Here is a 24,599-nt window from a genome sequence, read left to right on the forward strand (position 1 = left end):
TTTTTGTATACTTATCGAAAATTGCCTCCATGTAGTTCATTTATATAGCATTTCGTCATATAGATAACTATGTATATTAAAGGAGGGGGCACTTTGAGAGCGGAAGAACAACTGAATTTAGAACGGGCTATTCAAGAGATTACGGAAATCGCCATAGGGTTTGGTCTTGATTTCTATCCTATGCATTATGAAATTTGTCCTGATGACATTATTTATACATTTGGTGCTTACGGAATGCCTACACGTTTTTCCCATTGGAGCTTCGGAAAGCAGTATTACAAGATGAAACTCCAGTACGACTTGGGTTTAAGTAAGATTTATGAACTCGTAATCAACTCTAATCCTTGTTACGCATTTTTATTGAACTCCAACAGTTTGATACAGAACAAGTTAATTGTAGCTCATGTGCTGGCTCATTGTGATTTCTTTAAAAATAATGCTCGTTTCCAAAATACGAAGCGTGACATGGTGGAGAGCATGGCGGCTACAGCTGAAAGGATTGCCGCATATGAAAAGAAACATGGAAAACAAGAAGTGGAATCTTTTTTGGATGCTGTTTTAGCTATTCAGGAGCATATAGACCCATCTCTCGTGCGTCCTAAGCTTTCGTGGCAGCCTGATCAGCCCGAGGAACAAATGAAGAAGAAGCGTACACCATACGATGATATTTGGAAAATAGGCGAATCTCCTGATGAGCCCACATTTAAGAAAAGTAAAAAATTTCCTCCTCAGCCTGAAAAAGATATTCTTTTATTCATCGAACAATTCAGTCGAGAGCTCGATGACTGGCAATGCGATATTCTAACGATGATGAGAGAGGAAATGCTTTATTTCTGGCCGCAATTGGAAACGAAAATTATGAACGAAGGCTGGGCATCATTTTGGCATGCAAGGATCATCAGAGAAATGGATTTGACGAGTGGAGAGTCAATTGATTTTGCTAAGTTGAACGCGAGTGTCGTCCAGCCATCCAAAACCCAATTGAACCCCTATTACCTAGGTTTGAAAATATTTGAGGATATAGAAAAACGTTATGATCACCCAACAGAGGAGATGATCCGACACGGTATAAAACCCGGGTCTGGCCGAGAGAAAATGTTCGAAGTACGGGAAGTAGAGTCCGATCAGAGCTTCATAAGAAACTATTTGACGAAAGAACTTGTTCGCGAAGAAGATATGTACTTATTCCAAAAACAAGGGCAAAAATACAAAATTACAGATAAAGATCACGAAGCTGTGCGTGAACAGCTTGTGACGATGAGAGTGAATGGAGGCTTTCCATATATCACTGTTGAAGATGGAGATTACATGAAGAGTGGTGAACTTTATTTAAAACATCATTACGAGGATGTAGAATTGGACTTGACTTATTTGGAAAAAACTCTTCCTTATCTATACCAGCTGTGGGGCCGCCCAGTGCATATGGAAACGAGAGTAGAAGATAGAGATGTAGCGTTTAGTTACGGCGGAAAAAGGGTTCAGAAAAAGTATTTATAAGTATTACTGAAAAAGGCTATCCACATAATGGATGGCCTTTTCTGGGTATATGGTATGATATTGATTTGATTTGACTAATTCATCCATTAAAATCAGATTTTTTGGTAAACTAGTCGTTAAACAGAAAAGCTTAGGAGGCCGCGCGATGAGTGTGTATGAATATGTGTTAACCCAGAAAGATTTTGTTCATAAAAACGATTTGAATTACCCATTTGAAGAAAGAGGATTACAATTCGGTGATGGGATTTATGAAGTCATCCGTGTATATAAAGGACGTTATTATTTGATTGAAGAGCATGTGGAAAGGTTATTTCGTTCGGCGGAAGCCGTAAAAATCAAAATGCCTTTCACAAAGCAGGATTTTTATCACCAGTTAGATGAACTTCTTCAAAAAAATAAAATTGATACAGACGCCAAAGTATATTTGCAGATTACGAGAGGATCCGCTCCTCGTGATCATGCTTTCCCGTTAAGTACAGAAGCGAACTTATATGCATATGTCCAGGACTTACCTAGAAAAGAAGACCTTATGCGAGAAGGCGTATCGACCATTACTCAGCCAGATGTACGCTGGGACTGGTGCTATATCAAAAGTTTGAACCTGCTGCCAAATGTGATAGCGAAACAGGAAGCGAGCGAAGCCGGCTGTTTTGAAGCGATCTTGCATAAAGATGGGGAAGTGACAGAGTGCAGTTCTTCCAATGCCTATTTAGTAAAAGATGGCAAGGTCTACACCCATCCCGCAAAGAAAAATATACTTCACGGGTGTGTAAGGATGAAAGTGGAACAGTTTTGCAAAGAGGAAGGCATTCCTTTTATAGAGGAATCTTTCCGTGTAGAGGATATTCAATTTGCTGATGAACTTTTCTTATCAAGCAGTACAGCTGAAGTGATGCCGATCATTGAAGTCGATGGGAAAAAAGTGAAAGAAGGCAGACCTGGTCCAGTGACGAGAAAAATCCAGGAAAAATATGAGAAGGACGCAAAGATTGGGGAAGAAGCTTCAATTTTCGCAAAATAGACGTTTTATCCTAAATATGCTATCATGACCCTGCTTACATTATGCGCAGGAGGGTTATCATGAAAAAGATACACCTTGAATTGAACGAAAATCAATATAAGAAGCTGGTCGAATCTGTATTCCTCGGAACTTGGATGGTGAATTCCACTAAAATGGAATTGGATGAAGACTTTGAAGAGGTTCGGGAACTTGTATTATCAAAATATAAGGAAGCTGAATTGGAAGATAAAATTAATTATCAAGAAGCTTTCGGAATACATGATCTCCAAATGGATTATGAGAAAGAGTTATTTACTAAGTATGTAGACGAGTATGAAGAATTCAGTTTCTGGGATATGTTAATCGAGAAATTATCTGAAAAGCGATTAAAAGAAGAGTATGGTGAGCTTACTTCTCCGTTATCAGAAGAAATGGTTGAACGTCGTCTTCAGCTTGAGGAAGAGATAGGGGAAAAGTTAGAAGAACAGGGTATCACAAATCTGGACTTTAATAAATAGCACCTGAAAGGACGTATGAACTAGTTCATACGTCCTTTGTGATTTGTTGACAATTTAATGCTGACTAGCTAAAACTGCTGAACATAAAGTATGCTGTTTTAAATCTAAAATTTGTAAATCTATTTAAAATTTTGAAAAAATCATGTAAAATGATGATGTCCCATTTATGTAAACTTTCATTACATTTGAGGGCGGTCATTTGGTTTTTAAACTGTACATACTTTGACACGGTTTACGAATCAAATGTTGTCATAAAAATTAAAAGGGGAGGAATTTTTATGTTTAGTAGGAAAGGCTTATTAACGATTGCAATGTTGTTAGCGCTATCTTTAGTTTTGATCGCTTGCGGCGGTGGAACTTCTGACGGCGGCGGTGACGAAGGCGGAGACAGTGAGGAAGGTGGCGATGGTCAACAGTTCGTACAAATCTTGACAGGCGGTACTGAAGGAACTTATTACCCACTAGGCGGTACATTTGCTCAAGTACTTAACGATAACATGGATAACGTAGAAGCGAATGCCACTTCTACCGGAGCTTCCGTAGAAAATATGAATTCTATAAGCAGTGGTGACGGAGAGATTGCTTTTACTCAAACTGACATTGCTTCCTACGCTGCTAATGGTGAAATCATGTTTGATGAAGCTAATGAAGATTTCGGTGCAATCGGAACTCTATATCCGGAAACGATTCAAATTGTAACAACTATGGACAGTGGAATCGAATCTGTGGAGGACCTGGAAGGTAAAACTGTTTCCGTAGGGGCTCCTGGTTCAGGAACAAATGCTAATGCTGATAACATTTTAGAAGTACATGGAATTAACATTGACGAGGATATTGAAGCTCGTGACCTTGATTTTGGTGATTCTACTACGGGTATTCAGGATGGAACTATTGATGCCGCATTTATTACGTCCGGTACTCCGACTGGAGCGGTCGAAAGTTTAGCGGCTACTGTTGATGTCAACATCCTCGCTATTTCTGAAGATAAAGCTCAAGAACTGATGGATGAGTACAGCTATTATTCTGTAGACGAAGTACCTGAGGGCACTTACGGTCTCGAAGAAGCTGTTCCTACTGTAGCGGTACAAGCCATGCTAGTAGCTCACAGTGATCTCAGTGAGGATCAAGTATATGAAATGACGAAAGCTATTTTTGAGAATACAGATCAGATTTCTCATGCTAAAGGGGAAGATATCAACGCTGAAAGTGCTCTTGACGGAGTTGGAGTAGACCTTCATCCAGGTGCGAAAAAGTATTTTGATGAAGAAGGTATCAGTGAAGAGTAAAGAAGAATTTTCATAGGTTAAAGGGGCTGTCCCGGGTTTTCACTTACGTGATGGAAGCCTGGAGCAGTCCTTAATCTTTTATGTTACATTTTTTTTCAGAATGACAATTCTGTTTGAACATAATTTAGCGGGTGAGGATGAGCATGAAGCGTCGGAGAGTATACACCATCATAGCTAGCTTGGTTATAGGGACATCGCTTATAGGAATGATATTTTATCCTTTCCGATCTGTTGTTTCTTTTGAAAAAATGGATCGGCAAGGACCAAATATTTATTTGCCTCTCACTGAAGGAGAACATTTTCAAATGAAGTACACTCATTCAGTCCATTTATCAGATGTTATTGAAGAATACAAAGTCAGGAACGAGCGATTATATCCCGTCCAGCTTATTTATGAAGATACCGGTATAGGTATGCCATCAAGTGCAGGGGATGGAGAAACTTTTGAAATGAAAGATGGAAAGTACTATATTTCTAACATTAAAGGGTACCATGATTCGATCAGCTTGTCCGTCGGGTCTGTACGTGCTGAGCACACGATACGCTATGTGGACCGTTCCTATTTGTTAAAAGACTACGTTGGTGCAGGCTCAGTGATTACTATTAAGCCGCTCCATGTTTCCAATTGGAATTTGATGAGGGGAGAGACACTTAGTGAGTGAAGAGAATAATTCAGTTTCAGAAGAAAAACAAAAAGAAATTATGCAAAAATACGACCCTGATGGGGGAGTGCGAGAATTAACCGGGTGGTTAGCGAAAGTAGCATTCATCGGCTTACTGGCCTTTTCCTTATTCCAGCTTTACAGTTCTACCATTTACCCCTTACCTGCCCAGATTTTGAGATCTGTGCACGTAGGATTTGGTTTGGTATTAATCTTTTTACTTTATCCAGCCACTAAAAAGAATCGCTCGAAAGGTAAAATCGCGTGGTATGATATAGGGCTTGCCCTTTTAAGTATAGTGGTAGGAACGTATTGGCTGTTCTTTTATGAAGAAATTGTTTCAAGTGCCGGCTCATTAACGACTCTCGACTTCTATGTAGGGGCACTGGCCGTTCTTCTTGTTCTTGAAGCTACTCGAAGAGCAGTGGGAATTCCGATTACTGTGATTGCTATCGCCTTTCTTGTCTATGCTTACTGGGGTCGACAAATGCCAGGATTTCTCGTGCATAGAGGGGTGGACATAGATAACCTTGTGCAATCGATGTTCTTTACAACCGAAGGGATTCTGGGTACACCTATAGCCGTATCCTCTACCTTCATTTTCTTATTTCTACTCTTTGGTGCTTTCCTTGTCAAGACAGGGGTCGGACAGTATTTCAACGATCTAGCCGTTACTCTTGCCGGTAAACGCACTGGAGGACCAGCTAAAGTAGCTATATTTTCAAGTGCCCTCCAAGGAACGATTAGCGGTAGTTCAGTAGCTAACGTTGTAACTTCGGGTGCTTTTACGATCCCGATGATGAAAAAACTGGGTTATCGAAGGGAATTCGCCGGTGGTGTAGAAGCGGCTGCTTCTACAGGCGGGCAGCTTATGCCGCCGATTATGGGTGCTGCTGCATTCCTTATGATTGAATTCATTGGCGTGGATTACTGGACGATTGCTAAAGCTGCCTTGATTCCTGCTATTTTATATTTTACAGGAATCTGGATTATGACTCACTTCGAAGCTAAACGAACAGGACTTAGCGGACTGAGCGATGAAGAGATGCCTGATCGTAAAGAGGTTTTCAAGAAATTGTATCTGCTACTTCCTATCTTAGCTATCATCCTTTTTTTAAGTAGTGGGATGAGTGTTATGCGTGCAGCCTTATACGGAATATTAACAACTATTCTCGTCGGCCTGCTTCGTAAAGAGAAGTTTAGAAAGGTTTATATTGCTGCTTTTGGGGCAGGTTTTGCCGGGTACGCAATATACAGTTTTACCACTGGCGGATTTAATTTAGTTTCAGCAATAATTGCAGCAATTTTGGTGACCATTGTAGTAAGTTATTTATTTGACGGAAATTTAGTAGAATCTATCGAAGCACTGGTGGATGGTGCGCGTACCGCTCTTGGTGTGGTGGCTGCCACTGCAGCAGCAGGTATTATCGTAGGTGTAGTTACAACTACAGGACTTGGCCTAAAATTAGCCAATAGTCTAGTGACATTAGCTAATGGACAGGTTCTGCTTACGCTGTTCTTTACTATGATTGCTGCAATAATATTGGGGATGGGGTCACCAACAACCGCAAACTATGTAATAACCTCTACCATAGCCGCCCCAGCTGTGATTTTATTAGGAGTACCTGATTTGGCTGCCCACTTGTTCGTGTTCTATTTTGGAATTATCGCCGACATTACACCACCTGTAGCACTTGCTGCTTTTGCTGCCTCTGGTGTAGCATCATCTGAACCCATACGGACAGGCCTGAACGCCGCCAAGCTCGCAATAGCTGCATTCATCATTCCGTACATGTTTGTGCTTGAGAATCAGCTGCTGTTGATAGGTGTTGATAGTGCTGTTGAATTGATTTGGATCCTGTTCACAGCCATTTCCGGAATGATTGCTATAGGAGCCGGACTTGTAGGTTACTGGTTCCGTAAAGTTGAATGGTATGAAAGAGTCCCAGCAGTTATAGGAGGATTGTCACTCATTTATCCGAGTACAATGAGTGATGTAATCGGGCTTTCAATATTTGTCGTCCTGCTTGGTCTGCAATTCTTAGTAAAAAAAGATATGATCGGTGTGCCCGTTTACAAAGCGAAACCTGCTAAGACTTCTCAACAATCATAAAGAAAATTCCTTATTAGACGAAGCTGCTGATTTTTTAGGAGAATAGTTCAGTTAGTGTAGAGAAGGTAAAATATTACAAATTAAATAATAGTAACATCAAAATAAGTTCGGGGCCGGTATATGGCTCTGAACTTATTTTGTAAAAGTTATTCAAAATAAGCTCCTTTATCTGGAACGTTGATTTTTTGTTATGTTTGTTTGGAGAAATGGGGTATTGGAAACTAAATAATATAACGAAATTGAGCCTTCCGGATAATTGTTAGTTAACAAAGCAGTAAAATTATATTTTAACACCAACTTGAATGATAACTTTAACCGATATTGGTCATTAGGAGTCCGCTGATTGGTATGCTGCTGCAATTCCACCGTAAACTAAACCCTTATATATAAAGAAACCGAGTACGACACCTTTGTGGCATCATACTCGGTTTCTTTTAAATTGTTTTTTTGCAGTTTTCTGATTAAGAGACCTTTTTAACTTCTGATAGTGGACTCGCTCCACATCTCCCCTACAGGCCTGGATAACTGATAAGACCATTGGATGAAGGGGCCAAGTACGAGCGCGACAATTAATGTACCTATTCCGACAGGAGCTCCCAGTAAAAAGCCGATAAGAGCCATACCGGATTCGGTAAAAATCCTTATAGTACTTTTTGATTTTTTTGTTCTTTGATTCATCACCATCATAAAATGGTCAAGAGGTATACGAGGGAACGGAGTGCGCAGATAAATAGCTATTCCTGCTGCAGTAGCAAGCAAACCTAATGTGAAAATCCCCCACTGAGAATACCAAGCTGAGTAACTCGCGTCATTCAGCATTCCGTATAGAAAAAAATCAAGGGTCCGCCCGCGAATTATGATCGGAAGTAAGGATTCATATTGAGGCCTCTTATGCTCTAGCTTTGCATTGATCAGTAATAAAATAACGAATGCGATGATCATTACAGTTCCCACTGTAATTGGAGTGTGCATGGAGATACCGACAGCGACACTGTCGCCTGGACCAACTCCTAAACCGGAGCGTATAATCAAAGCAAGACCGAGACTTGATACTACCAATCCCACTGTGTAAATAATGAACAAATATAAATATTTCATAGGTGACTCCTTCATCTTTGAAGAATCTTTCATTATCATATATGTTGAAATCTCTATTGTAAAGGTATAGTCCTCCACTGATGTTTTATATGCAAAGGGATGGGGAATTTTAATAAAAGTTAAAAGGAGGAAGAAGTATGCAATATGCAATCGTTACAGGTGATTCAAAAGGTTTAGGTCAAGCTATCGCGACAGAGTTTATTGAAAAAGGAATCCATGTGATTGGGGTATCGCGGACTTATAACCATTCTCTTGAACAATTGGCAAAAGAGAAAGAGGCTGACTACTCCCATATTCGATGCGATTTTAGCGATACTGATGATCTGGCACAAGGTATTGATAAGGTCATGTACTTAGCTTTTCAAAAAGACTCTGAAATGGTTTATTTGGTCAACAATGCTGGAGTCATCGACCCAATTGAGACGGTAGGAAACCTTGAGGCAGATACACTATATAAACATATGCAGATAAACGTTAATACTCCGATATTGATGATGAACAGGTTTTTGAAGGAAGCGGATGAACAAGGAGTGACAGGCAGGATTATCAACATTACATCGGGAGCGGCCGAAAAATCTGTACACGGTTGGAGTGTTTACAGTACTGGTAAAGCAGCAATCAATCGTTTTACAGAAACCACCGCTTTGGAGCAGAAGGAAGCTGGTAAGGAGCACCTTGTGATAGCATTCAGTCCAGGTGTAGTTGATACAGATATGCAAGGTGAGATTCGGTCTGCTGACTCGTCTGCTTTTGCAGATGTCGATAAGTTCAAACAATTGAAGGAAAAGGGACAGCTTCGGTCACCTGAAACTGTAGCCCAAGTATTAATGCAATTACTTGAACAACAGGAGATAGAAAATGGGAAAGTCTATAAATTATATGATTTAATTGAAGAGTAAAAAGGCAGAATCTTTTCCGGCCTTTTCTGAAAAACCCCCTCCTCAAATGGGGGTTTTTATAAGGCTATGTTAAAGGTGTTTGGTGAAATTGAGAAGTAAGTTATTCAACAATATGGCAGGATTGTGGAAGACTTGATTTCGAGACATTTGGTGAGTGGATCAGGGCGGCGGGGAATGACTCGCTTTCCGTGGGAGCGCAGTGAGCTTCCTCGGACGTCCCGTCCTGCGGGATCTCACCAAGCACTCTCTTCCCACAGGAGTCTCCCCATTCCCCGCCGCCCCTCTCTATAGTTATGCTTCTCGAAATCGTTTAAAAAAGAATCTTCTAAGTAATAGGGAGAGCATTAAACTCCATTGGTATGGCTATAGCATTTTAGTTATAACACCTGTACTTTAAGGTAGTTCCAAACATTTTCTTGCATACCACAGTCTCGCGGGTTATCACTCAAGAGCAGTTATTTTTTATGTGAAAAGCCGCATCAGTTGTTTCCGCTCTCCTCACAAAAGCAAGAAGGGCCGGGAAATTGCGAGACTCCTATGGGATGACAGTACATGGTGAGATCCCGGAGGGCGTTAGCCCGAGGAAGCTCACCGTACGCCCATGGAAAGCGAGTGATTTCCCGGCCCTTCAAGCTCTATTTTTGTGACGGAAACAGGCAGAATGTCTCGAAACTGAGTCTTCCACTAAAGGGAGCTTATATGAATATCAACACGGAAGTTTAACAAAGCCTTTTATAATCATGTACACATGAGAGGAGTGTAATAGTTGAATTACAAAGTATTTGACGGTCATAATGATACGTTATTGAACATTTATCAACAACAACTTGGCAAAGAACGGTCTTTTTTTGAGGAGTCTATTTACGGCCACGTGGATTTTCCAAGAGCTAGAAGATCGTTGTTCAGTGGAGGTTTCTTTGCCATCTTTCCACCACCGACGGCGGAATTAATGGTGCCCGATCCAGAGGATCACTTGACAGAGGATGGGTATGATGTGCCTCTTCCTTCAGAAGCTGATCCTGAAGCCTGCCGCAAAGTGACGCAAGATATGATAGACCTTTTATATGATTGGGAAAAGGAATCAAATGGGCAGTTTAATGTAGTAAAGGATGCCTCATCCTTAGAAGAGTCTCTGCTGCAAGGGCAAATAGCTGCTGTTTTACACTTTGAAGGGGCAGAGGCTATAGATCGAGATTTAAAAAACCTCGAAACATTTTATCAACAAGGTTTGAGGTCCTTAGGTCTTGTGTGGAGCCGACCTAATGCATTTGCAACTGGTGTGCCTTATCGTTTCCCTTCTACCCCTGATATTGGAGAGGGTTTGACAGAAGCAGGGAGAGACCTCGTGAGAAAATGCAATGAATTAGGCATCATGATAGATACATCCCATCTGAACGAAAAAGGGTTTTGGGACGTAGTTAATGAATCGAATGCACCTATTATAGCTACCCATTCCAATGCACATGCTCTATCCCCTATATCAAGGAATTTGACTGATGATCAAATCACAGCTATCGCAAAGTCAAAGGGTGTAGTCGGTGTTACGTATAGTGTAAATATGCTGCGTTCGGACGGAAAGATGTCCACGGATACTTCTTTACAGAAAATCATCGATCATATTAAATACATTGCGGACCTGGTTGGTGTGGATCATGTGGCATTAGGCTCGGATTTTGACGGTACTACTATACCCGATGCAATGAAAGGTGTAACTGGAATGCCTGAGCTAGTGCAGCTCCTTAAGGAGAACGGCTTTTCTTCATCGGATTTGAATAAAATCACTCACGGAAACTGGCTTCGCGTACTTAAGGAGACATGGATTTAATAAATGAGCAGGCTGTAGGTAATATTGTGTGAAAATAGGATAAGCGATTATCCATAAAAGGACAATCGCTTATGTGGCAGCCGCCTCTTTGTTGTTCCTCAAGAACATATAGAACGAAGCACTGAAGATAATGATGTACCCTAAAATACTCAGCCAGTCTGGCACTTGTCCGAATAAAAGGATACTGATCAAAGCCGAATAAACTACGGTAGAATAAAAGAAAATAGAAATTTCTCTTGCTGGAGCAAACTTATATGCGATCGTTAGCCCGAACTGGCCGATTGTTGCGAATCCACCGGCGGAAAGCAAATATATCCATTGCTTAACTGTCATAGGTTCATAAAAAGCGATCGTAAATGGAGTTAGAGAAACTGTCGTAAAAAAAGAGAAATAGAAAACGATTGTATAAAATTTCTCTTTATCTCCTAACACGCGTAAAAGCGTATAAGCTCCTGCAGCGAAAACAGCAGAAAAGAAACCGGCCAAGTATGGAACGAGTTCTACTGAAAATTGAGGTTTGATAATAAAAAGAGTCCCTAAAAAAGCGATAATTATTGAAATGACCTGGTATGGCTGTGCTTTTTCTTTAAGGAATATGGCTGAAAAAATAATCAATAAAAACGGACTTAATTTATTCAGCATATCGGCATCAGAAAGAACGAGGTTATCAATGGCATAAAAAAATAAGACCATACCTATTGTTCCTAGAGCCGAACGTGATAATAACAATTTTTGGTTTTCTTTTTTTCCAAATATGCGTTCTTTATGATAAATGACGAGTACGAAGGCAATAATAGCAGAAACAAGATTACGGAATAATGTTTTCTGCACTGTCGGTACGTCGCCGGATAATTTAACTAAAGCGGCCATCATTGAAAATCCAAAAGCTGAAATAAGCAGTAAAATGATGCCTTTGTTTCGATTACTCATTCTCGTGTCCTCCATCAATCTATAGCTTTTACAAAAACACCTTTACTATCCTAATACAAATCGTTTTAGATGAAAAGGATAAAGCGGATAGATTGACGAATAAGCTTTGCGCCGTTAAGCTTTTAAACAAAGAGGAGGGATGTTTTGATATATTCCCAGCCCATCGTCTGGACAACGCGTAAAATTAAGCATAACCAACAGCATTACATTGAGAAAGAGGCTTCGGTGGATTTATATAAAGATGAGGTCGTAACCCCTTTCGAACGGTTTACCATAAAAGAAATCCATGATGTTTCCTACCGTCCTTTACCTGGTAAATTGAGTTTTTTTTATTTACACACAGTGCGCGGCGTTTATACCTATAGAGTGAAAAGCTCTCCGGAAGAATGGATCGCTGAATATAAAAAAATTCAAATTAAATGAACCTTCTCTCCGAAAAAGGAGAGAGGGTTCATTTTTTATGGTAAATATTATTGGTGTATAGAATAATATTGGGTGCGAATAACTTTTCTTAGTATCAAATGGCAGACAAAAGAAAGAAGGATAAAAGCAGCTGTGAGAATAGAAGAAGTCATCCACAAACCTTCGAGCCAGTCAACATTCCATAAAAATAGAATTATGCTTCCGAATACGACGACCTCAATTATTAGAGCCAGTATGCCGATCAGTCTTCCTTTGAATACTTCCCGTTCATCGGTCCATTGTAAATTCGGGGTGTAAAGATCAAGTGTCGTTCCGGCAACCGAAGTGATCCAGTTTATTATAAGAGACAGCCCGAACCAAATAACTCCAATGCCGATCGGGATATTTACGAAAATAAAAGCTACGGCACCAATGACAAGTAATGTGAGTAAATTGATGCAAAAAGCTGCCCATACTTTGCTCATGATAACGGTCTCGGCTTTAATCGGCATGTATAAATGGTTGAACCAGCTTTTCCCGTCACGAGAAACAGAAGAGATCGAGGCTGGGTTAATGCCTAAAGCAAAGACGGTAAATCCAGTCATCGCAAGTATAAAGCGCTTTGGTTCTATTTCTTCGACCATAGCCCCCAAACTACTTATAGAGAAATCACCCCCGCTTGAATCAAACAGGATAACAACGATGAATAAAACAGGAAAAACTAAAGACTGCACAATAATTTGAGTGAAGAAAGTCGGTGTGCGAAAGATGGTACGCATCTCCCTGACCCAACTAATAAAAAGAACATTGCTTTGTTTTATTCTTTTAGTGATTTTTTCTTCATCGAATTTCTTTTTGGAACCTCCGGAGAGCCCTAAAACTCCTTTGAAATAGATTTTCTGGCCAGCGGTTAAATAGAGGGCAAAAGCACAAGCTATAATCAGTAAACTCAGTACTAAAAATAGAAAGCCCCGTGCTGACGCAGGATCTGTCAAACTGATTGAATGTAAATATGCAGTTGGAAAAAACGTAGTGATGGTGTTTAATAAACCATTTTGCTCTTGGATCAAGCGAGCGAGGTCTTCTCCCGTATCCGCAGAGGAATTGTTCGTTCTCAGCACTATGTTGATACCGATTATAAATATGAAAGTGAATAGTCCAGCAAAAATTTTCATCCGATCTTTATTTTTCGAGAGGTTGAGAAAACGCATCCCATACATAACGATGATAGCAGTCAGGACAAAAGGGAGGACAGGCGTGACAGTCCATAAGATAAGTGCGTATATATAATAGAGAACCCCCGATCCGCTATGCAGCCCGAAGACGATTAACCCTGGAGCGAGAATTGCCGCATTCGTCACATAAAGGGTAATGAATGGTACGGCCGATTTACCAAGCATTATTTGAAAAGGGTGATAGGGAAGGGAAAGAAATGATTCGATATCCTCCGCAAAATAGAATGAACTTAATATGGATCCTACACTTACGAGAATAAGTACAACAAACATTGATATAAACAGAAGTCCCAGAATAAAGCTTTCATTACCTGCAGGCTCCAGTATGGTATAAAGTCCACCCACAATTCCATTAATCGCATAAAAGATAAAAATAGAGAAAGGTATGGCAAATATGAATAAAAAAGCATAGCCTATTTGTTCACTTGTACTTTTACCTGCTAAAGAGAACTGCATTTTGACGATCGTACGAATCAGCTTCCAAGTTTTATTCATTTTGGGTCAGCTCCAGAAATACCTTTTCCAGATTATCTTCATCCTGAAACTGTTGTTTCATTTCACTCATGTTCCCAAGAAATTCAATGTGGCCATTATTGATAATGGCTACCTCATCACAGAGCTGTTCGACCACTTCCAAGACGTGGGTCGAGAAAAAAACTATATTTCCTTTGTTCGCGTGTTCTCTCATCATTTCTTTTAACGTATAGGATGATTTAGGATCCAAACCGGTTAGTGGCTCGTCTAAAATCCACACTTCAGGCTCGTGCAGCAAAACTCCTGAGATTACTATTTTTTGTCTCATACCATGAGAGTAAGTTAATATATGATCGTTCAAGGACTCGTATATACCGAAGCTTTTCGCGTAATATTCAATTCTTTTTTTTCTGATGTCTGTCGGTACGTCATACACATCAGCAATGAAGTTCAAGTATTCTATTCCTTTTAACCTTAAAAAGACATCAGACCGATCAGGAACATATCCTATGCGTTTCTTTGCTTCAAGCGGGTGCTCAGTGATATCGAATCCGTTGATCGTGATCTTTCCTTGCTCGATAGGTAAAATGCCGGTAATCAATTTAATGGTTGTCGATTTTCCAGCTCCATTTGGACCTAGAAACCCAAAGATTTTTCCATCATCAACTGTTAGAGATAGATTTTCAACTGCTATTTTACCAGAGAATTCTTTTGTAACTTGTTGAATGTCTATCAAATGAAGGCCTCCTTTCTACTTGCGCGTATTATTTACGGTTGAATTGGACGTTTAGTTTCATGAGGATAGGAATAATGTCATCCAATGTTCATCTAGGTAGCCATTCTGAACCTTGATTGCGCGATGTTCAGTGCCATACACCGTGAAATCCAAACTCTCATACAATCTAATGGCGGGTTTATTTTCAGTTACTACGGCAAGCTGAAGCACTTCGATAGAGGAAGTCCGGGCGTGCTCGATAATTGTTTGGATGAGCAGTTTAGCTATCCCTTCTCTTCTATGTGAAGAAGTAACATACATTCCTACAATGGATCCTTTATGTAAAAACTTCGGATGGCTTTGCTGAACAAGTGTAACGATTCCTATTAGTTGATCTCCATCAAACGCTCCAAAAGTCGCTGATTCACTTGAGTCGAGTCGTTCAGCTGTGGAATTCAGCGGGTCTGGGCGCTGCTTTTCCTGTTCATATGTTGTAATATAGGCCTCCGGATTAGTAAGCAGAGCCTCTAACCTAAGCTCACGGTAAGCTTTTGCGTACTCTCCTGTTAATTGTATAATCTCCATCACAATTCCTCCTCTGATTGTACTAAGGTTAGCGAATCAGTATGATAAAGTAAAGGAAGATGGCAAATTCAGAGAAAATAGGTGACATTCATATGACTGAAAAAGGAAAAATGTTAGCAGGCCAACTGTATAAAGCGTGGGATGAAGAATTAGTGCATGAGCGGATGAGGGCGAGCCAGATTTTGTACAATTTTAACCAATCCAAAGTTACCGAAGAACATTACCGCGCACAACTTTTGCAAGAACTGCTGGGATATTCAGGAGAGGGAGCTTACATTGAGCCTTCTTTTCAATGTGATTATGGATATAATATCAAAGTGGGCGATGGCTTTTTTGCTAATTACAATTGTGTTTTATTGGATGTTTGTCCCATATCAATAGGTGATCGTGTGCTGTTCGGTCCTAATGTACAAGTCTATACCGCTACACATCCTTTGAATAAAAATGAACGTGCAATTGGTTTAGAAGCGGGCAGGCCGGTTACAATAGGTGACGATGTGTGGGTGGGAGGAAGTGCGGTCATAAACCCCGGTGTCTCTATTGGAGAGGGTGCGGTGATTGGTGCAGGAGCCGTTGTGACAAGAGATGTTCCGCCTGATGTATTTGTTGGAGGGAACCCAGCTAAAATAATTAAAGAAATATAAGGTGGCAGGGTGGTCGTAAGCGTGTTTTTTCGATATGATACTAGGTGGCTTAAACTTATTTGTAAGGAACAAGGGGGTTCGGCATTATGATCAAAAGAAAAAGTAAAAGGGAAATTGAGCTCATGCATGAAGCAGGTAAGCTGCTGGCTAATGTTCATAAAGAATTAAGAAAAATGATAAAACCAGGGGTAACCACTATGGAAGTTGAAAGGTTTGTTGAAAACTATTTAGCTAAACATGGGGCGACTGGAGAACAAAAAGGTTATCAAGGCTACGAATTCACTACATGTGCTTCAATAAATGATGAGATTTGTCATGGTTTTCCTAGAGATGAAAAGTTGAAGCAAGGGGATATCGTCACGATCGACATGGTTGTCAATTTAAACGGGGCGCTTGCTGATTCAGCGTGGACTCACCCTGTTGGTGAGATAAGCGAGGAAGCGGAACAATTATTAGAGGTAACTAAAACGTCCCTTTATAAGGCGATTGAACAAGCAAAGGTCGGGAATCGTATCGGAGATCTTGGGCATGCAATCCAGTCCTATGCAGAGGGTAAAGGCTATTCTGTAGTTCGTGACTTTACAGGACATGGCATAGGAGAAAGCATTCACGAAGATCCATATATTCCGCATTTTGGAGCGGCTGGCAAAGGAGCTCGTTTAAAAGAAGGTATGGTTATAACTATAGAACCTATGATCAATATCGGTACGTATGCCAATAAAATGGATGAAAACAACTGGACAGCAAGGACACTTGACGGTACCTTATCTGCTCAATATGAGCATACGGTCGCTATAACTAAAGACGGACCATTGATATTAACAGAGCAGGATACAGAATAAACCAAAGAAAAAAGCTCCCATTAAGGGAGCTTTTTTTATATTATGCTTTTTGAACGTTAGCAGCTTGAGGTCCGCGTTGACCTTCTTGGATTTCGAAGTTAACAACTTGTCCTTCTTCAAGAGATTTGAAACCTTCTTCTTGAATTGCAGAGAAGTGAACGAATACGTCGTCTTGACCTTCAACTTCGATGAATCCGAAACCTTTTTCTGCGTTAAACCATTTAACTGTACCTTCTACCATGTAGAATACCTCCTGCGTGGATCTAAATCCACATTGTATTACTATTCTTGCTCTTCACAATCAAGACGAAAATTACTTTGAAGCAACTTCTTTCTTTGATTCGTATCCGAACAACAATAACTAAGTTTAGTATAACAAATTCCCAAAACAAATGAAACCGTTTAGCGAAAAATTCTTATAAATATTCAAGTATATTCAATACTTAAAATCAAAAAGACTCCCGTAGAGGGAGTCTTATGAAGCTTACTTACGCTTTTGTAACGTTAGCAGCTTGTGGTCCACGTTGACCTTCTTGAATTTCGAAGTTAACAACTTGTCCTTCTTCAAGAGATTTGAAACCTTCTTCTTGGATAGCAGAGAAGTGAACGAATACGTCGTCTTGACCTTCTACCTCGATGAAACCGAAACCTTTTTCTGCATTAAACCATTTAACTGTACCTTCAATCATGTACAATACCTCCTGCGTGGATCTGAATCCACATTGTATTACTATTCTTGCTCATCATATTCAATCAAGACGGAATCACTATTACGCTATCTTCTCTGTTATGAATCTTATCGAACAACAATAATTAATTTAATTATAGCAGATAATATTAGAATTGCAAATGCCTATAGAAAATTTATTCGTTCGATCGAATATATTTCGCTTCCTCCATCACCTGATAAAGAGTTTGTTCAACTATTTTTAGGATCTGCTCCTCCGGAATGTTTAGAAGACTAGCTAAGCTGTTTCCTTTTTCCAACATATGCTTGATGGTTCTCCACCCTACAAAGCTGGCTTCATTTGTGTACCCTGAAGCTCCCGTTCCTTTAGTAAATGAATAAATAGCTTTATAGTCCGACCGTCGCAGGTGGGGCAGAAGGTTCATCATGATCCTTGTAGGTTCGCGGCTGCATTTACTTAACCATGGGTAAATATTCAAGCTGAGATAGTCTTTCGGCGTAACCCAATCTGCAGTGTGAAGAGCTAATCCTTCTAAGTAAACAACGTGAGCGACATCATTCAGTGATCGAGGATTAAGCTTAGATTGATTCAAGTATACGGTTTTAGCCAATTCGTTGACTAAAAGGATAGGCTTCCACTCGATTTCTATAGGAAAATATAATGTGTAAGCATCGTTGGGTTCTTTTTCTATGAAAGGATCTGTTTCAAAATCTCCAATGAAGAAGACTATAGAAAGCTGCATAGGTTCAAAAGCATTTAGACTTTCACGTATCAAAGAAATGTATTGAAAGATTTCTTCCTCATCCACCTGGAAACTTTCAATTGTTGGCAAGGCGCGCTCATACTTAGGGAATGCCTGTTCCAGCATTTCTCTGGCTAATTGTTCTTTCGGGTCTTCTTTCATGTAAGGGTTGAAACCATAGTACTTTTTCCAGGCTGAGAAGCGATCATTTTCATTAAAAGAGTGCTGGGAAGCATCGTGATAAAAAGATAGGAACTCGTCTTTATAATGGGTTATCTTGATGGCGTCCACTTTTATCCTCCTTCATTCATTGACTAATGAATTCTAGTCTTTTATTCCAAACTTGTGCAGCGTTTTCACCTATCCATATGAGATGGCTGTCTGATTTCACCTCATAAATTTCACATGTAGGTACAGTGGATTGAAGCAGGATTGCGTTCGAGTAATCCACGCTTTTATCCTTTTGCGTATACATGCCAAGTACCGGAACAGTAATTTTACTTAGGTCGGAAACAGTGTGATCGATATCCATAACGAATCCTTTACCGGAACGTGAAGTTTGCAGCATATCATAAATAAAACGACGGTCATTAGGTGATAGTTTATTCAAGTATTCATCTACAGGATCAGTAGTAAGTGAACTCATAATCTGCTTCATCGCCAGGTTAGGGGAGACTTTTAAAAGGGTGCGTACACCTTTCCATACAGCTTTTTCGCCTTTCCCGAACAATAGTCTTGCCTGTTTTTTTGTCTTCGCATTCCAAGGAGTCGTAAGTGCGGCTTCCATTATGAGCTTCTCAACGCGATGAGGGTGGTTTACGGCTAATGCAATGCCTGTCGGTCCGGCTGCTGAAATGGCTATGACCGTCACTCGATCTATTTGAAGGTGATCTAAGATTTCAATAATAGTCTCAGCAAAAGCCCTTGGTGTCCGACCTGTGGAAGTGTCCGTAAGATCGTATCCAGGGCGTGAAATCGTTAGCAGTGAGTATCCTTCATAGATCAAACTGTTGTGTGACAAATCTGTATCCCTGCTGGAATGTCCACCTTTTAATAAAAGGATAGCAGGTCCTATTCCTGCGTAAGAATACTCCACCAAACCTTTAGAAGTATCGTACAAAGTTGCTGTCACACTGTTCACCCTTTCTATCTTTTTCCTTATTCTAAATATAAGCTATAATGGTTGAAAATGAAACATCAGAGGATTCTGAAAAATGAGGTGTTCCTATTCGAATTGTGTCGATTTGCCCAAGCAATACTGAAATTGTAGCGTATTTGGAACAAACAGAGTTGTTGATTGGTGTCGACAATTATTCTGATTTTCCTGAAGAGGTGAAAAAGCTGCCTAAGCTGGGACCCGATTTATCCATTGATATAGAGAGGATTGTTTCGTTACAGCCTGATCTTGTGCTGGCGTCACTGAGTGTCCCAGGGATGGAAAAGAATATAGAAGGTTTAGATGCTCATAACCTTCCCTACATCATACTCAACCCTAATTCACTTGAAGAAATTGCCGAAGATATAGCCAGAGTAGGGGAAGCCATAGGAGAAAAGAAACTGGGGATAGAAAAATCTGAAGAATTCAGGTGTGCAATTGAAATGTATCGTGAGAAAGCTTTAGATAAAGAAGAAAGACCTTCCCTTTACTGGGAATGGTGGCCGAAGCCTATATTTACTCCGGGGCGGGCAAACTGGCTTTCAGAAATAAGTGAGCTGGCTGGTGCATACAACATTTTTCAAACAGAAAAAGAAGCAAATGTAAAAACAGATTGGGATGAAGTTAAGAAGAGGAACCCTGAACATATTTGTATGGTTTGGGTAGGAGTGAAGGAAGAGAAGATGAATCCTGAACTCATAAAAAAACGTCCGGGTTGGAGCGATATGACTGCTGTTAAGAATGAACATATTCACGTATTAGAAGAGTCTTTATATTGCCGTCCAAGTCCTCGCTTGTTAGAAGGCTTAAGCAAACTAACTGAAATTCTTGATGAGCTCCAATAAAAAAAGACCGTGCATCGGCCTTTAGTGTAATTTACTTTGATGTTTAGGTATAGCTAGCTCTTTAAAATTCATTGCGAGTTCTAAGAGTTGTTCTTGAAATATTTCCCCTTCCATAGGAAGTCCGTGTCCGGTTAAAGCCGTCCTGGGGTTAAGAGCGGCTAGTTTCTTAACAGATTTCTCTGCCTCAATCCAATTAGGTGTGAAATAAGCGGGAGGACCGTGAACATGCTGGTGTTGAATAAATACAGCCATACTCGATTCTTGCTTTACGGTAATAAAAGCATCTCCTGATAATAGGGTCCTATCCTTATGGCGAAAAAAAGAAACATGTCCTGGAGTGTGTCCCGGGGTATGAATCGCCCTCCAGTGTTTTAAGTGGGGAACGGTTCCATCGTCAGGCAGAGGATGTATCCACTTAGACAGATCTACAGGATTTGTTGGGTAAAAAGGAGAAAGAATGGACATCAATCCGCCGCCTACTGTTGAATCACCAACAGGATATGACCTTTTACCTGTGAGGTAATCCACTTCAAAGGGATGGGCATATATACGCGCATCGTAATGCTGAGCAAGTTTTTTAGCTGACCCGACATGATCGAAGTGGCCATGTGTAAGTAAGATAGCTTTCGGGGCTATGTTTCCAAACCTTTTTTCTGCCGCTTCAATAATTCTTTTTGCGTAATGACCTATCCCACAATCCACAAGCACCCAGTCTTCTGTTCCTGGATCACCTATGAAGGCCACGTTCACCATCAAAGTTCGGTAATAAGCTACATCAGCTAAAATTTCTTCAGCTACCGCGTGTTCCATATCGATAATTTCATCTTTTGGCTCTTCAAATGGTTCTTGGTTCATCGATCCGCACACTCCTTTATGTGGTGATAAATATATAAATAGTGTGAGTGCAGGATGAGTGTTCTATTCGTGATCGTCAAAATAAATTCCGGAAAAGAGTGGTTGAAATGAAGGTTGGAGAAGCAGTAGTAGGGGATGCCGAAGCCATAGCAAAGGTAAGTGTAGATTGCTGGAAAACGACGTATAAAGGTATTGTACCAACGACCTACTTGGAAAATATGTCAAATGAAAAAAGATAAGAAAAATGGAAAAAGCGAATTTTAATACAAGATTCGCAAACTTATGTGGGACAAAAAGAGAATGGAGAGGTAGTAGGTTTTTGTGATGGAGGTCCCGTAAGAAAGGAAAACTTGCACGAGACTTATGAACTGTATGCCATTTACATTTTAGAAAATGCACAAGGGCAAGGTATAGGGAAATCCTTACTCTATGAGTTGGTATCGAATATGACCGACAGGGGTTATAAACATATGATTGTATGGGTTCTTGAGAAAAATGAATACGGCAGGTTTTATGAAAAGCTGGAAGGCAGGTTATATGATAGGGAGGAAATTACGTTAGAGGGTGAAAGGCTCCCTATGGTCGTTTACATGTTCTCAAATTTATCTGTTTTGAGAAAGAATTTATTATAGTGCAGGGGGCATAATAGCCTCCTGCCTTCATTGATGTGTTCTTTTTCATAATAGAATTATTGAATACTACATTTGAAGACCTATGTTTAAGGTGGTTGTCGATTTTGATATAAGTGAGTTATTCAACAATATGGCAGGATGGTGAAGACTTGATTTCGAGACATTTGATGAGTGGATCAGGGCGGCGGGGAATGACTCGCTTTCCGTGGGAGCGCGGTGAGCTTCCTCGGACGTCCCGTCCTGCGGGATCTCACCAAGCACTCTCTTCCCACAGGAGTCTCCCCATTCCCCGCCGCCCCTCACGATATTTGCGCTTCTCAAAATCCACTTAACAAGAAAACTTTGAATTAAAGAGGGAGAATAACACTCCAGTGCAACGGTTAAAATGTTTTGAACTCCACAATTTTAAGTTAGTTTACGTGCCGTCCAATGCAAGGTGGATGAGAAAATGGAAACATTCCAATCCTTTCTCAACTCAACACACAGGAATGAGGAGACTTCTTTCACTTCTGTGCGGAATCATCGAACCTCTTCGTTCTTCTTGTTTCCTTTATCTCCTCCAGCTCAGTCCAGTCCATACGCCGCTGAACGAAGTGCTTTCGCTTTCAAAGGTAGGAGCCTCGCACATTCCTAAAACCCCTAACTTATATTACGGGACGGAACTATGAAATGAGAAGCAGAAACTCTCTTGTACCCACGTTTGCAGAATAATTCAACCGGTTGTTTTAGAAAAACTAACTATCCAATAGGCTTTTCATTTCCGTGAAAGTAAGCTAGAAATGAACCCTTTTGCAAGAAGGTGCGTCTTCTTTATCCATGTTCGTTTTTTGGTGAGCGTTTGTTTATAGGGATAAACAGCTCAATATCAAGTTTTTATCATAACTGCAGCGAAGCATCTGACATCCTGAAATCGGTGTTTCCGTACCATCTAATCATCGCAAAGAGCTCCGGGAAATTGCGAGACTCCTGTGGGAAGAGAGTGCTTGGTGAGACCCCGGAGAGCGTTAGCTCGAGGAGGCTCACTGCGCTCCCACGGAAAGCGAGTGATTTCCCGGAGCTCTTACCTCTGTTAAACATAACGGAAACAGTCCAATCATCTCGAAACTGAGTCTTCCACTATAGGGTGCTTATATGAATATCAACTTGGAAATTTATCAGAGCCATTTATTTAGAAGATGGAGTCAGTGTTTTTCCAGTGATTCCATATAAAATGGTCAGCAATGGAGAAAGTAGACAGAAAAAGGCGAACGGAAGATAGACTAATACAGGGACACTCAAGACGTCTGATAGAAAAACACCGCATACACTCCATGGAACAAGCGGGTTGATTACTGTACCAGCATCTTCTAATGTTCGGGACAGGTTTTTCCTCGCTAATTTCACTTTTTCATAAAGCTCCTGATAAGCTTCTCCTGTTAACAAAATAGAGAGGTACTGCTCCCCAATTGCAATATTAATTCCAATCGCAGTCAAAGCTGTCGAAAGTGTAACGGACTTCGCTGAATTCAGGGAATGCTGAACTTTTTCTAAGATGGAAGGAATGACTCCTGTTACAAAAAATAGCCCGCCTAAAGATAATGCTAAGAGAACGAGAGCGATCGTAAATAACATATTGTTCATTCCGCCTTGCGTCAGTAACTCGTTTACGACTTCATTACCCGTTTCGTGAATGTAACCCCCAAACCAAGTATTCCATAACTCACTCCACGACATCGTCCCTCTTACTCCTGCAATTAGAGTAGCTGTAACACTGGTAACCGCTAATGAGAGGAAAGCAGATTGTTTACTTATCGTCAACAATACTAGTAGTGCAAAAGGAATCCATGAACTCCAATGCAAAAGGCCGGTAGTTTGCAGGCCTTCTTGCACGGAGGACAATTCACCACTGCCCATCTGTGCTGCAGGTGAAAGAATAGCGAATAATATGAAACTAATGATAAAAGCGGGGACTGTGGTCCATGCCATGTTTTTAATGTGATCGAATAAATCAACGTGTACAACTGTTGAGGCTAAATTGGTTGTGTCCGATAATGGAGACATCTTATCTCCAAAGAATGCACCTGAAACAACAGCTCCTGCGGTTATTGCAAGCGAAAAGTCAGTAGATTGTGCCGCTCCAATTATAGCCACACCTACGGTTGCCGCAGTAGTAAACGAACTGCCGAGAGCCACACCTATAATAGCTGTTATTCCGAAGGCAATGGCATAAAACCAGGGACCGCCTGTTAGTGCGAAAGCAGTATTCATAAGAACGGGGATCGTTCCACTGGCCATCCAGCTCGATATTAAAATACCAATCAAAAAGAATAGCAGTACAGCCCCTAATCCGGTTTGAGCTCCCTGAACCATTCCATTCTGCAAATTAGGAAATGACATTTTTTTGAACAAGCCATAGGTGATCATAATAAATATACTGAGCAGGAGAGGAATATGAGGTACACTTTCCAAACCTATGATGAAATAGCCGATGATCGTCATGATTAGTAATATGATAGCAGTGGATTCAAGAAACCCTGGCAGCTGCTTTGGTTTAAGATGAAACATATTAATACCCCTTTTACATATATTGAATTTCGCCAATGGTAAAACCATAGCCGAAGCAAAACGGTGTGCCTTGATGTGGCACATGTTATAATTTACAAACATGAAATTTCCGATTAGCAGGAATTCCATTTTTCCACTTAAACGCTTTTATGTGGTGAAGAGACAGGTGTAATATTAAAACACGGTATGATGAATGTCAATTTATTTTCAACCTTAATTGAATGTTAAATGTTAGTATTTAAATCCCTGATCTTGAATACTCAGTTTCGAAGTATTAGTAAGTTTTCGTAAGTGAAGATAGAGATTGAAGGTCCGGGAAATCGCTCACTTTCCATGGGCGTACGGTGAACTTCCTCGGGCTAACGCCCTCCGGGATCTCACCCTGTACTGTTCTCTCATCTCTTACACGTA

Annotated in this window: 24 protein-coding genes and 1 pseudogene; 14 read left to right on the forward strand and 11 right to left on the reverse strand. The window is 40.4% G+C overall.

Annotated features, from left to right (window positions below; all coding sequences use genetic code 11):
- Positions 1–93 precede the first annotated feature (93 nt).
- From O2Q26_RS15605 to O2Q26_RS15630, 6 genes are all read left to right on the forward strand, one after another.
- Positions 94–1,497 (forward strand): SpoVR family protein, encoded by a 1,404-nt coding sequence (locus O2Q26_RS15605; protein ID WP_289216775.1) that lies wholly within the window; start codon positions 94–96, stop codon positions 1,495–1,497.
- Positions 1,498–1,642: 145 nt separating this feature from the next.
- The gene (gene dat, locus O2Q26_RS15610; RefSeq protein ID WP_289216776.1) at positions 1,643–2,518 is read left to right on the forward strand and encodes a D-amino-acid transaminase; all 876 of its coding nucleotides are present in this window, start codon (positions 1,643–1,645) and stop codon (positions 2,516–2,518) included.
- A 59-nt stretch (positions 2,519–2,577) separates the two neighbouring features.
- Positions 2,578–3,015: a hypothetical protein gene (locus O2Q26_RS15615; RefSeq protein WP_289216777.1), complete on the forward strand. Its 438-nt coding sequence runs from the start codon at positions 2,578–2,580 to the stop codon at positions 3,013–3,015.
- 278 nt (positions 3,016–3,293) lie between these two features.
- A complete protein-coding gene (locus tag O2Q26_RS15620; protein WP_289216778.1) occupies positions 3,294–4,301 on the forward strand; it encodes a TAXI family TRAP transporter solute-binding subunit in 1,008 nt (335 codons plus the stop codon).
- Positions 4,302–4,444: 143 nt separating this feature from the next.
- Positions 4,445–4,963 carry a DUF1850 domain-containing protein gene (locus O2Q26_RS15625; protein WP_289216779.1) on the forward strand — a complete coding sequence of 173 codons (519 nt, stop codon included), beginning with the start codon at positions 4,445–4,447 and terminating at the stop codon, positions 4,961–4,963.
- Entirely contained in the window at positions 4,956–7,076 is a 2,121-nt protein-coding gene (locus O2Q26_RS15630) for a TRAP transporter permease (protein ID WP_390216254.1), read from the forward strand. Before O2Q26_RS15625 ends, O2Q26_RS15630 begins: the two co-directional genes overlap by 8 nt.
- A gap of 474 nt (positions 7,077–7,550) precedes the next feature.
- Here O2Q26_RS15630 and O2Q26_RS15635 read toward each other — a convergent pair whose 3' ends face one another.
- Positions 7,551–8,174: a YczE/YyaS/YitT family protein gene (locus O2Q26_RS15635; RefSeq protein ID WP_390216255.1), complete on the reverse strand. Its 624-nt coding sequence runs from the start codon at positions 8,172–8,174 to the stop codon at positions 7,551–7,553.
- A gap of 137 nt (positions 8,175–8,311) precedes the next feature.
- Between O2Q26_RS15635 and O2Q26_RS15640 the strand changes: the two genes are divergently transcribed.
- Positions 8,312–9,073: a (S)-benzoin forming benzil reductase gene (locus O2Q26_RS15640; RefSeq protein ID WP_289216781.1), complete on the forward strand. Its 762-nt coding sequence runs from the start codon at positions 8,312–8,314 to the stop codon at positions 9,071–9,073.
- A 766-nt stretch (positions 9,074–9,839) separates the two neighbouring features.
- The gene (locus tag O2Q26_RS15645) at positions 9,840–10,898 is read left to right on the forward strand and encodes a dipeptidase (protein WP_289216782.1); all 1,059 of its coding nucleotides are present in this window, start codon (positions 9,840–9,842) and stop codon (positions 10,896–10,898) included.
- Between the two features lie 69 nt (positions 10,899–10,967).
- On the opposite strand, the gene O2Q26_RS15650 is transcribed toward O2Q26_RS15645, so the two are convergent.
- Positions 10,968–11,828 (reverse strand): DMT family transporter, encoded by an 861-nt coding sequence (locus O2Q26_RS15650; RefSeq protein ID WP_289216783.1) that lies wholly within the window; start codon positions 11,826–11,828, stop codon positions 10,968–10,970.
- A gap of 144 nt (positions 11,829–11,972) precedes the next feature.
- Here O2Q26_RS15650 and O2Q26_RS15655 point away from each other — a divergent pair, with 144 nt between their 5' ends.
- Positions 11,973–12,251, forward strand: a complete 279-nt coding sequence (locus O2Q26_RS15655; protein ID WP_289216784.1) for a hypothetical protein — start codon at positions 11,973–11,975, stop codon at positions 12,249–12,251.
- 47 nt (positions 12,252–12,298) lie between these two features.
- Here the strand turns inward: O2Q26_RS15655 and O2Q26_RS15660 are convergent, their stop codons facing one another.
- The 3 genes from O2Q26_RS15660 to O2Q26_RS15670 are packed head-to-tail and all read right to left on the reverse strand — an operon-like array spanning position 12,299 to position 15,239.
- On the reverse strand, positions 12,299–13,960 hold the full coding sequence (locus O2Q26_RS15660; protein WP_289216785.1) for a putative ABC transporter permease subunit: 1,662 nt from the start codon (positions 13,958–13,960) through the stop codon (positions 12,299–12,301).
- Positions 13,953–14,675: an ABC transporter ATP-binding protein gene (locus O2Q26_RS15665; protein WP_289216786.1), complete on the reverse strand. Its 723-nt coding sequence runs from the start codon at positions 14,673–14,675 to the stop codon at positions 13,953–13,955. Before O2Q26_RS15665 ends, O2Q26_RS15660 begins: the two co-directional genes overlap by 8 nt.
- 57 nt (positions 14,676–14,732) lie before the next feature.
- The gene (locus O2Q26_RS15670) at positions 14,733–15,239 is read right to left on the reverse strand and encodes a GNAT family N-acetyltransferase (RefSeq protein ID WP_289216787.1); all 507 of its coding nucleotides are present in this window, start codon (positions 15,237–15,239) and stop codon (positions 14,733–14,735) included.
- A gap of 92 nt (positions 15,240–15,331) precedes the next feature.
- Between O2Q26_RS15670 and O2Q26_RS15675 the strand changes: the two genes are divergently transcribed.
- Positions 15,332–15,883: a sugar O-acetyltransferase gene (locus tag O2Q26_RS15675; protein ID WP_289216788.1), complete on the forward strand. Its 552-nt coding sequence runs from the start codon at positions 15,332–15,334 to the stop codon at positions 15,881–15,883.
- Positions 15,884–15,969: 86 nt separating this feature from the next.
- On the forward strand, positions 15,970–16,725 hold the full coding sequence (map, locus tag O2Q26_RS15680) for a type I methionyl aminopeptidase (protein ID WP_289216789.1): 756 nt from the start codon (positions 15,970–15,972) through the stop codon (positions 16,723–16,725).
- A 40-nt stretch (positions 16,726–16,765) separates the two neighbouring features.
- Here the strand turns inward: map and O2Q26_RS15685 are convergent, their stop codons facing one another.
- The 4 genes from O2Q26_RS15685 to O2Q26_RS15700 form a co-directional block, all read right to left on the reverse strand.
- A complete protein-coding gene (locus O2Q26_RS15685) occupies positions 16,766–16,966 on the reverse strand; it encodes a cold-shock protein (protein WP_079529279.1) in 201 nt (66 codons plus the stop codon).
- 247 nt (positions 16,967–17,213) lie between these two features.
- Positions 17,214–17,414, reverse strand: a complete 201-nt coding sequence (locus O2Q26_RS15690; RefSeq protein ID WP_253936431.1) for a cold-shock protein — start codon at positions 17,412–17,414, stop codon at positions 17,214–17,216.
- A gap of 175 nt (positions 17,415–17,589) precedes the next feature.
- Positions 17,590–18,447, reverse strand: coding sequence for a hypothetical protein (locus O2Q26_RS15695; protein ID WP_289216790.1), 858 nt, complete (start codon positions 18,445–18,447; stop codon positions 17,590–17,592).
- Between the two features lie 16 nt (positions 18,448–18,463).
- On the reverse strand, positions 18,464–19,288 hold the full coding sequence (locus O2Q26_RS15700) for an alpha/beta fold hydrolase (protein WP_289216791.1): 825 nt from the start codon (positions 19,286–19,288) through the stop codon (positions 18,464–18,466).
- Positions 19,289–19,383: 95 nt separating this feature from the next.
- Between O2Q26_RS15700 and O2Q26_RS15705 the strand changes: the two genes are divergently transcribed.
- Entirely contained in the window at positions 19,384–20,157 is a 774-nt protein-coding gene (locus O2Q26_RS15705; protein ID WP_289216831.1) for a cobalamin-binding protein, read from the forward strand.
- A 21-nt stretch (positions 20,158–20,178) separates the two neighbouring features.
- On the opposite strand, the gene O2Q26_RS15710 is transcribed toward O2Q26_RS15705, so the two are convergent.
- On the reverse strand, positions 20,179–21,012 hold the full coding sequence (locus tag O2Q26_RS15710; RefSeq protein WP_289216792.1) for an MBL fold metallo-hydrolase: 834 nt from the start codon (positions 21,010–21,012) through the stop codon (positions 20,179–20,181).
- Positions 21,013–21,119: 107 nt separating this feature from the next.
- Between O2Q26_RS15710 and O2Q26_RS15715 the strand changes: the two genes are divergently transcribed.
- Both O2Q26_RS15715 and O2Q26_RS15720 read left to right on the forward strand, forming a co-directional pair.
- Complete coding sequence (locus O2Q26_RS15715; protein WP_289216793.1) at positions 21,120–21,251, forward strand: hypothetical protein; 132 nt, start codon at positions 21,120–21,122, stop codon at positions 21,249–21,251.
- Positions 21,252–21,266: 15 nt separating this feature from the next.
- A pseudogene (locus tag O2Q26_RS15720) lies at positions 21,267–21,644 on the forward strand (GNAT family N-acetyltransferase); the annotation flags it as partial.
- A 1,164-nt stretch (positions 21,645–22,808) separates the two neighbouring features.
- Here the strand turns inward: O2Q26_RS15720 and nhaC are convergent.
- Positions 22,809–24,188, reverse strand: a complete 1,380-nt coding sequence (nhaC, locus tag O2Q26_RS15725; protein WP_289216794.1) for a Na+/H+ antiporter NhaC — start codon at positions 24,186–24,188, stop codon at positions 22,809–22,811.
- Between the last annotated feature and the right edge of the window lie 411 nt (positions 24,189–24,599).

This window comes from Halobacillus campisalis (assembly GCF_030345335.1).
Lineage (GTDB): Bacteria > Bacillota > Bacilli > Bacillales > Halobacillaceae > Halobacillus_A > Halobacillus_A campisalis.

Excerpts from the sequence above, each read along its gene's own strand:
- dat (WP_289216776.1), top strand. The coding sequence starts at position 1,643 with ATGAGTGTGTATGAATATGTGTTAACCCAGAAAGATTTTGTTCATAAA.
- O2Q26_RS15615 (WP_289216777.1), top strand. The coding sequence starts at position 2,578 with ATGAAAAAGATACACCTTGAATTGAACGAAAATCAATATAAGAAGCTG.
- O2Q26_RS15620 (WP_289216778.1), top strand. The coding sequence starts at position 3,294 with ATGTTTAGTAGGAAAGGCTTATTAACGATTGCAATGTTGTTAGCGCTA.
- O2Q26_RS15625 (WP_289216779.1), top strand. The coding sequence starts at position 4,445 with ATGAAGCGTCGGAGAGTATACACCATCATAGCTAGCTTGGTTATAGGG.
- O2Q26_RS15635 (WP_390216255.1), bottom strand. The coding sequence starts at position 8,174 with ATGAAATATTTATATTTGTTCATTATTTACACAGTGGGATTGGTAGTA.
- O2Q26_RS15640 (WP_289216781.1), top strand. The coding sequence starts at position 8,312 with ATGCAATATGCAATCGTTACAGGTGATTCAAAAGGTTTAGGTCAAGCT.
- O2Q26_RS15650 (WP_289216783.1), bottom strand. The coding sequence starts at position 11,828 with ATGAGTAATCGAAACAAAGGCATCATTTTACTGCTTATTTCAGCTTTT.
- O2Q26_RS15660 (WP_289216785.1), bottom strand. The coding sequence starts at position 13,960 with ATGAATAAAACTTGGAAGCTGATTCGTACGATCGTCAAAATGCAGTTC.
- O2Q26_RS15670 (WP_289216787.1), bottom strand. The coding sequence starts at position 15,239 with ATGGAGATTATACAATTAACAGGAGAGTACGCAAAAGCTTACCGTGAG.
- O2Q26_RS15675 (WP_289216788.1), top strand. The coding sequence starts at position 15,332 with ATGACTGAAAAAGGAAAAATGTTAGCAGGCCAACTGTATAAAGCGTGG.
- map (WP_289216789.1), top strand. The coding sequence starts at position 15,970 with ATGATCAAAAGAAAAAGTAAAAGGGAAATTGAGCTCATGCATGAAGCA.
- O2Q26_RS15685 (WP_079529279.1), bottom strand. The coding sequence starts at position 16,966 with ATGGTAGAAGGTACAGTTAAATGGTTTAACGCAGAAAAAGGTTTCGGA.
- O2Q26_RS15690 (WP_253936431.1), bottom strand. The coding sequence starts at position 17,414 with ATGATTGAAGGTACAGTTAAATGGTTTAATGCAGAAAAAGGTTTCGGT.
- O2Q26_RS15710 (WP_289216792.1), bottom strand. The coding sequence starts at position 21,012 with ATGAACCAAGAACCATTTGAAGAGCCAAAAGATGAAATTATCGATATG.
- O2Q26_RS15715 (WP_289216793.1), top strand. The coding sequence starts at position 21,120 with ATGAAGGTTGGAGAAGCAGTAGTAGGGGATGCCGAAGCCATAGCAAAG.
- nhaC (WP_289216794.1), bottom strand. The coding sequence starts at position 24,188 with ATGTTTCATCTTAAACCAAAGCAGCTGCCAGGGTTTCTTGAATCCACT.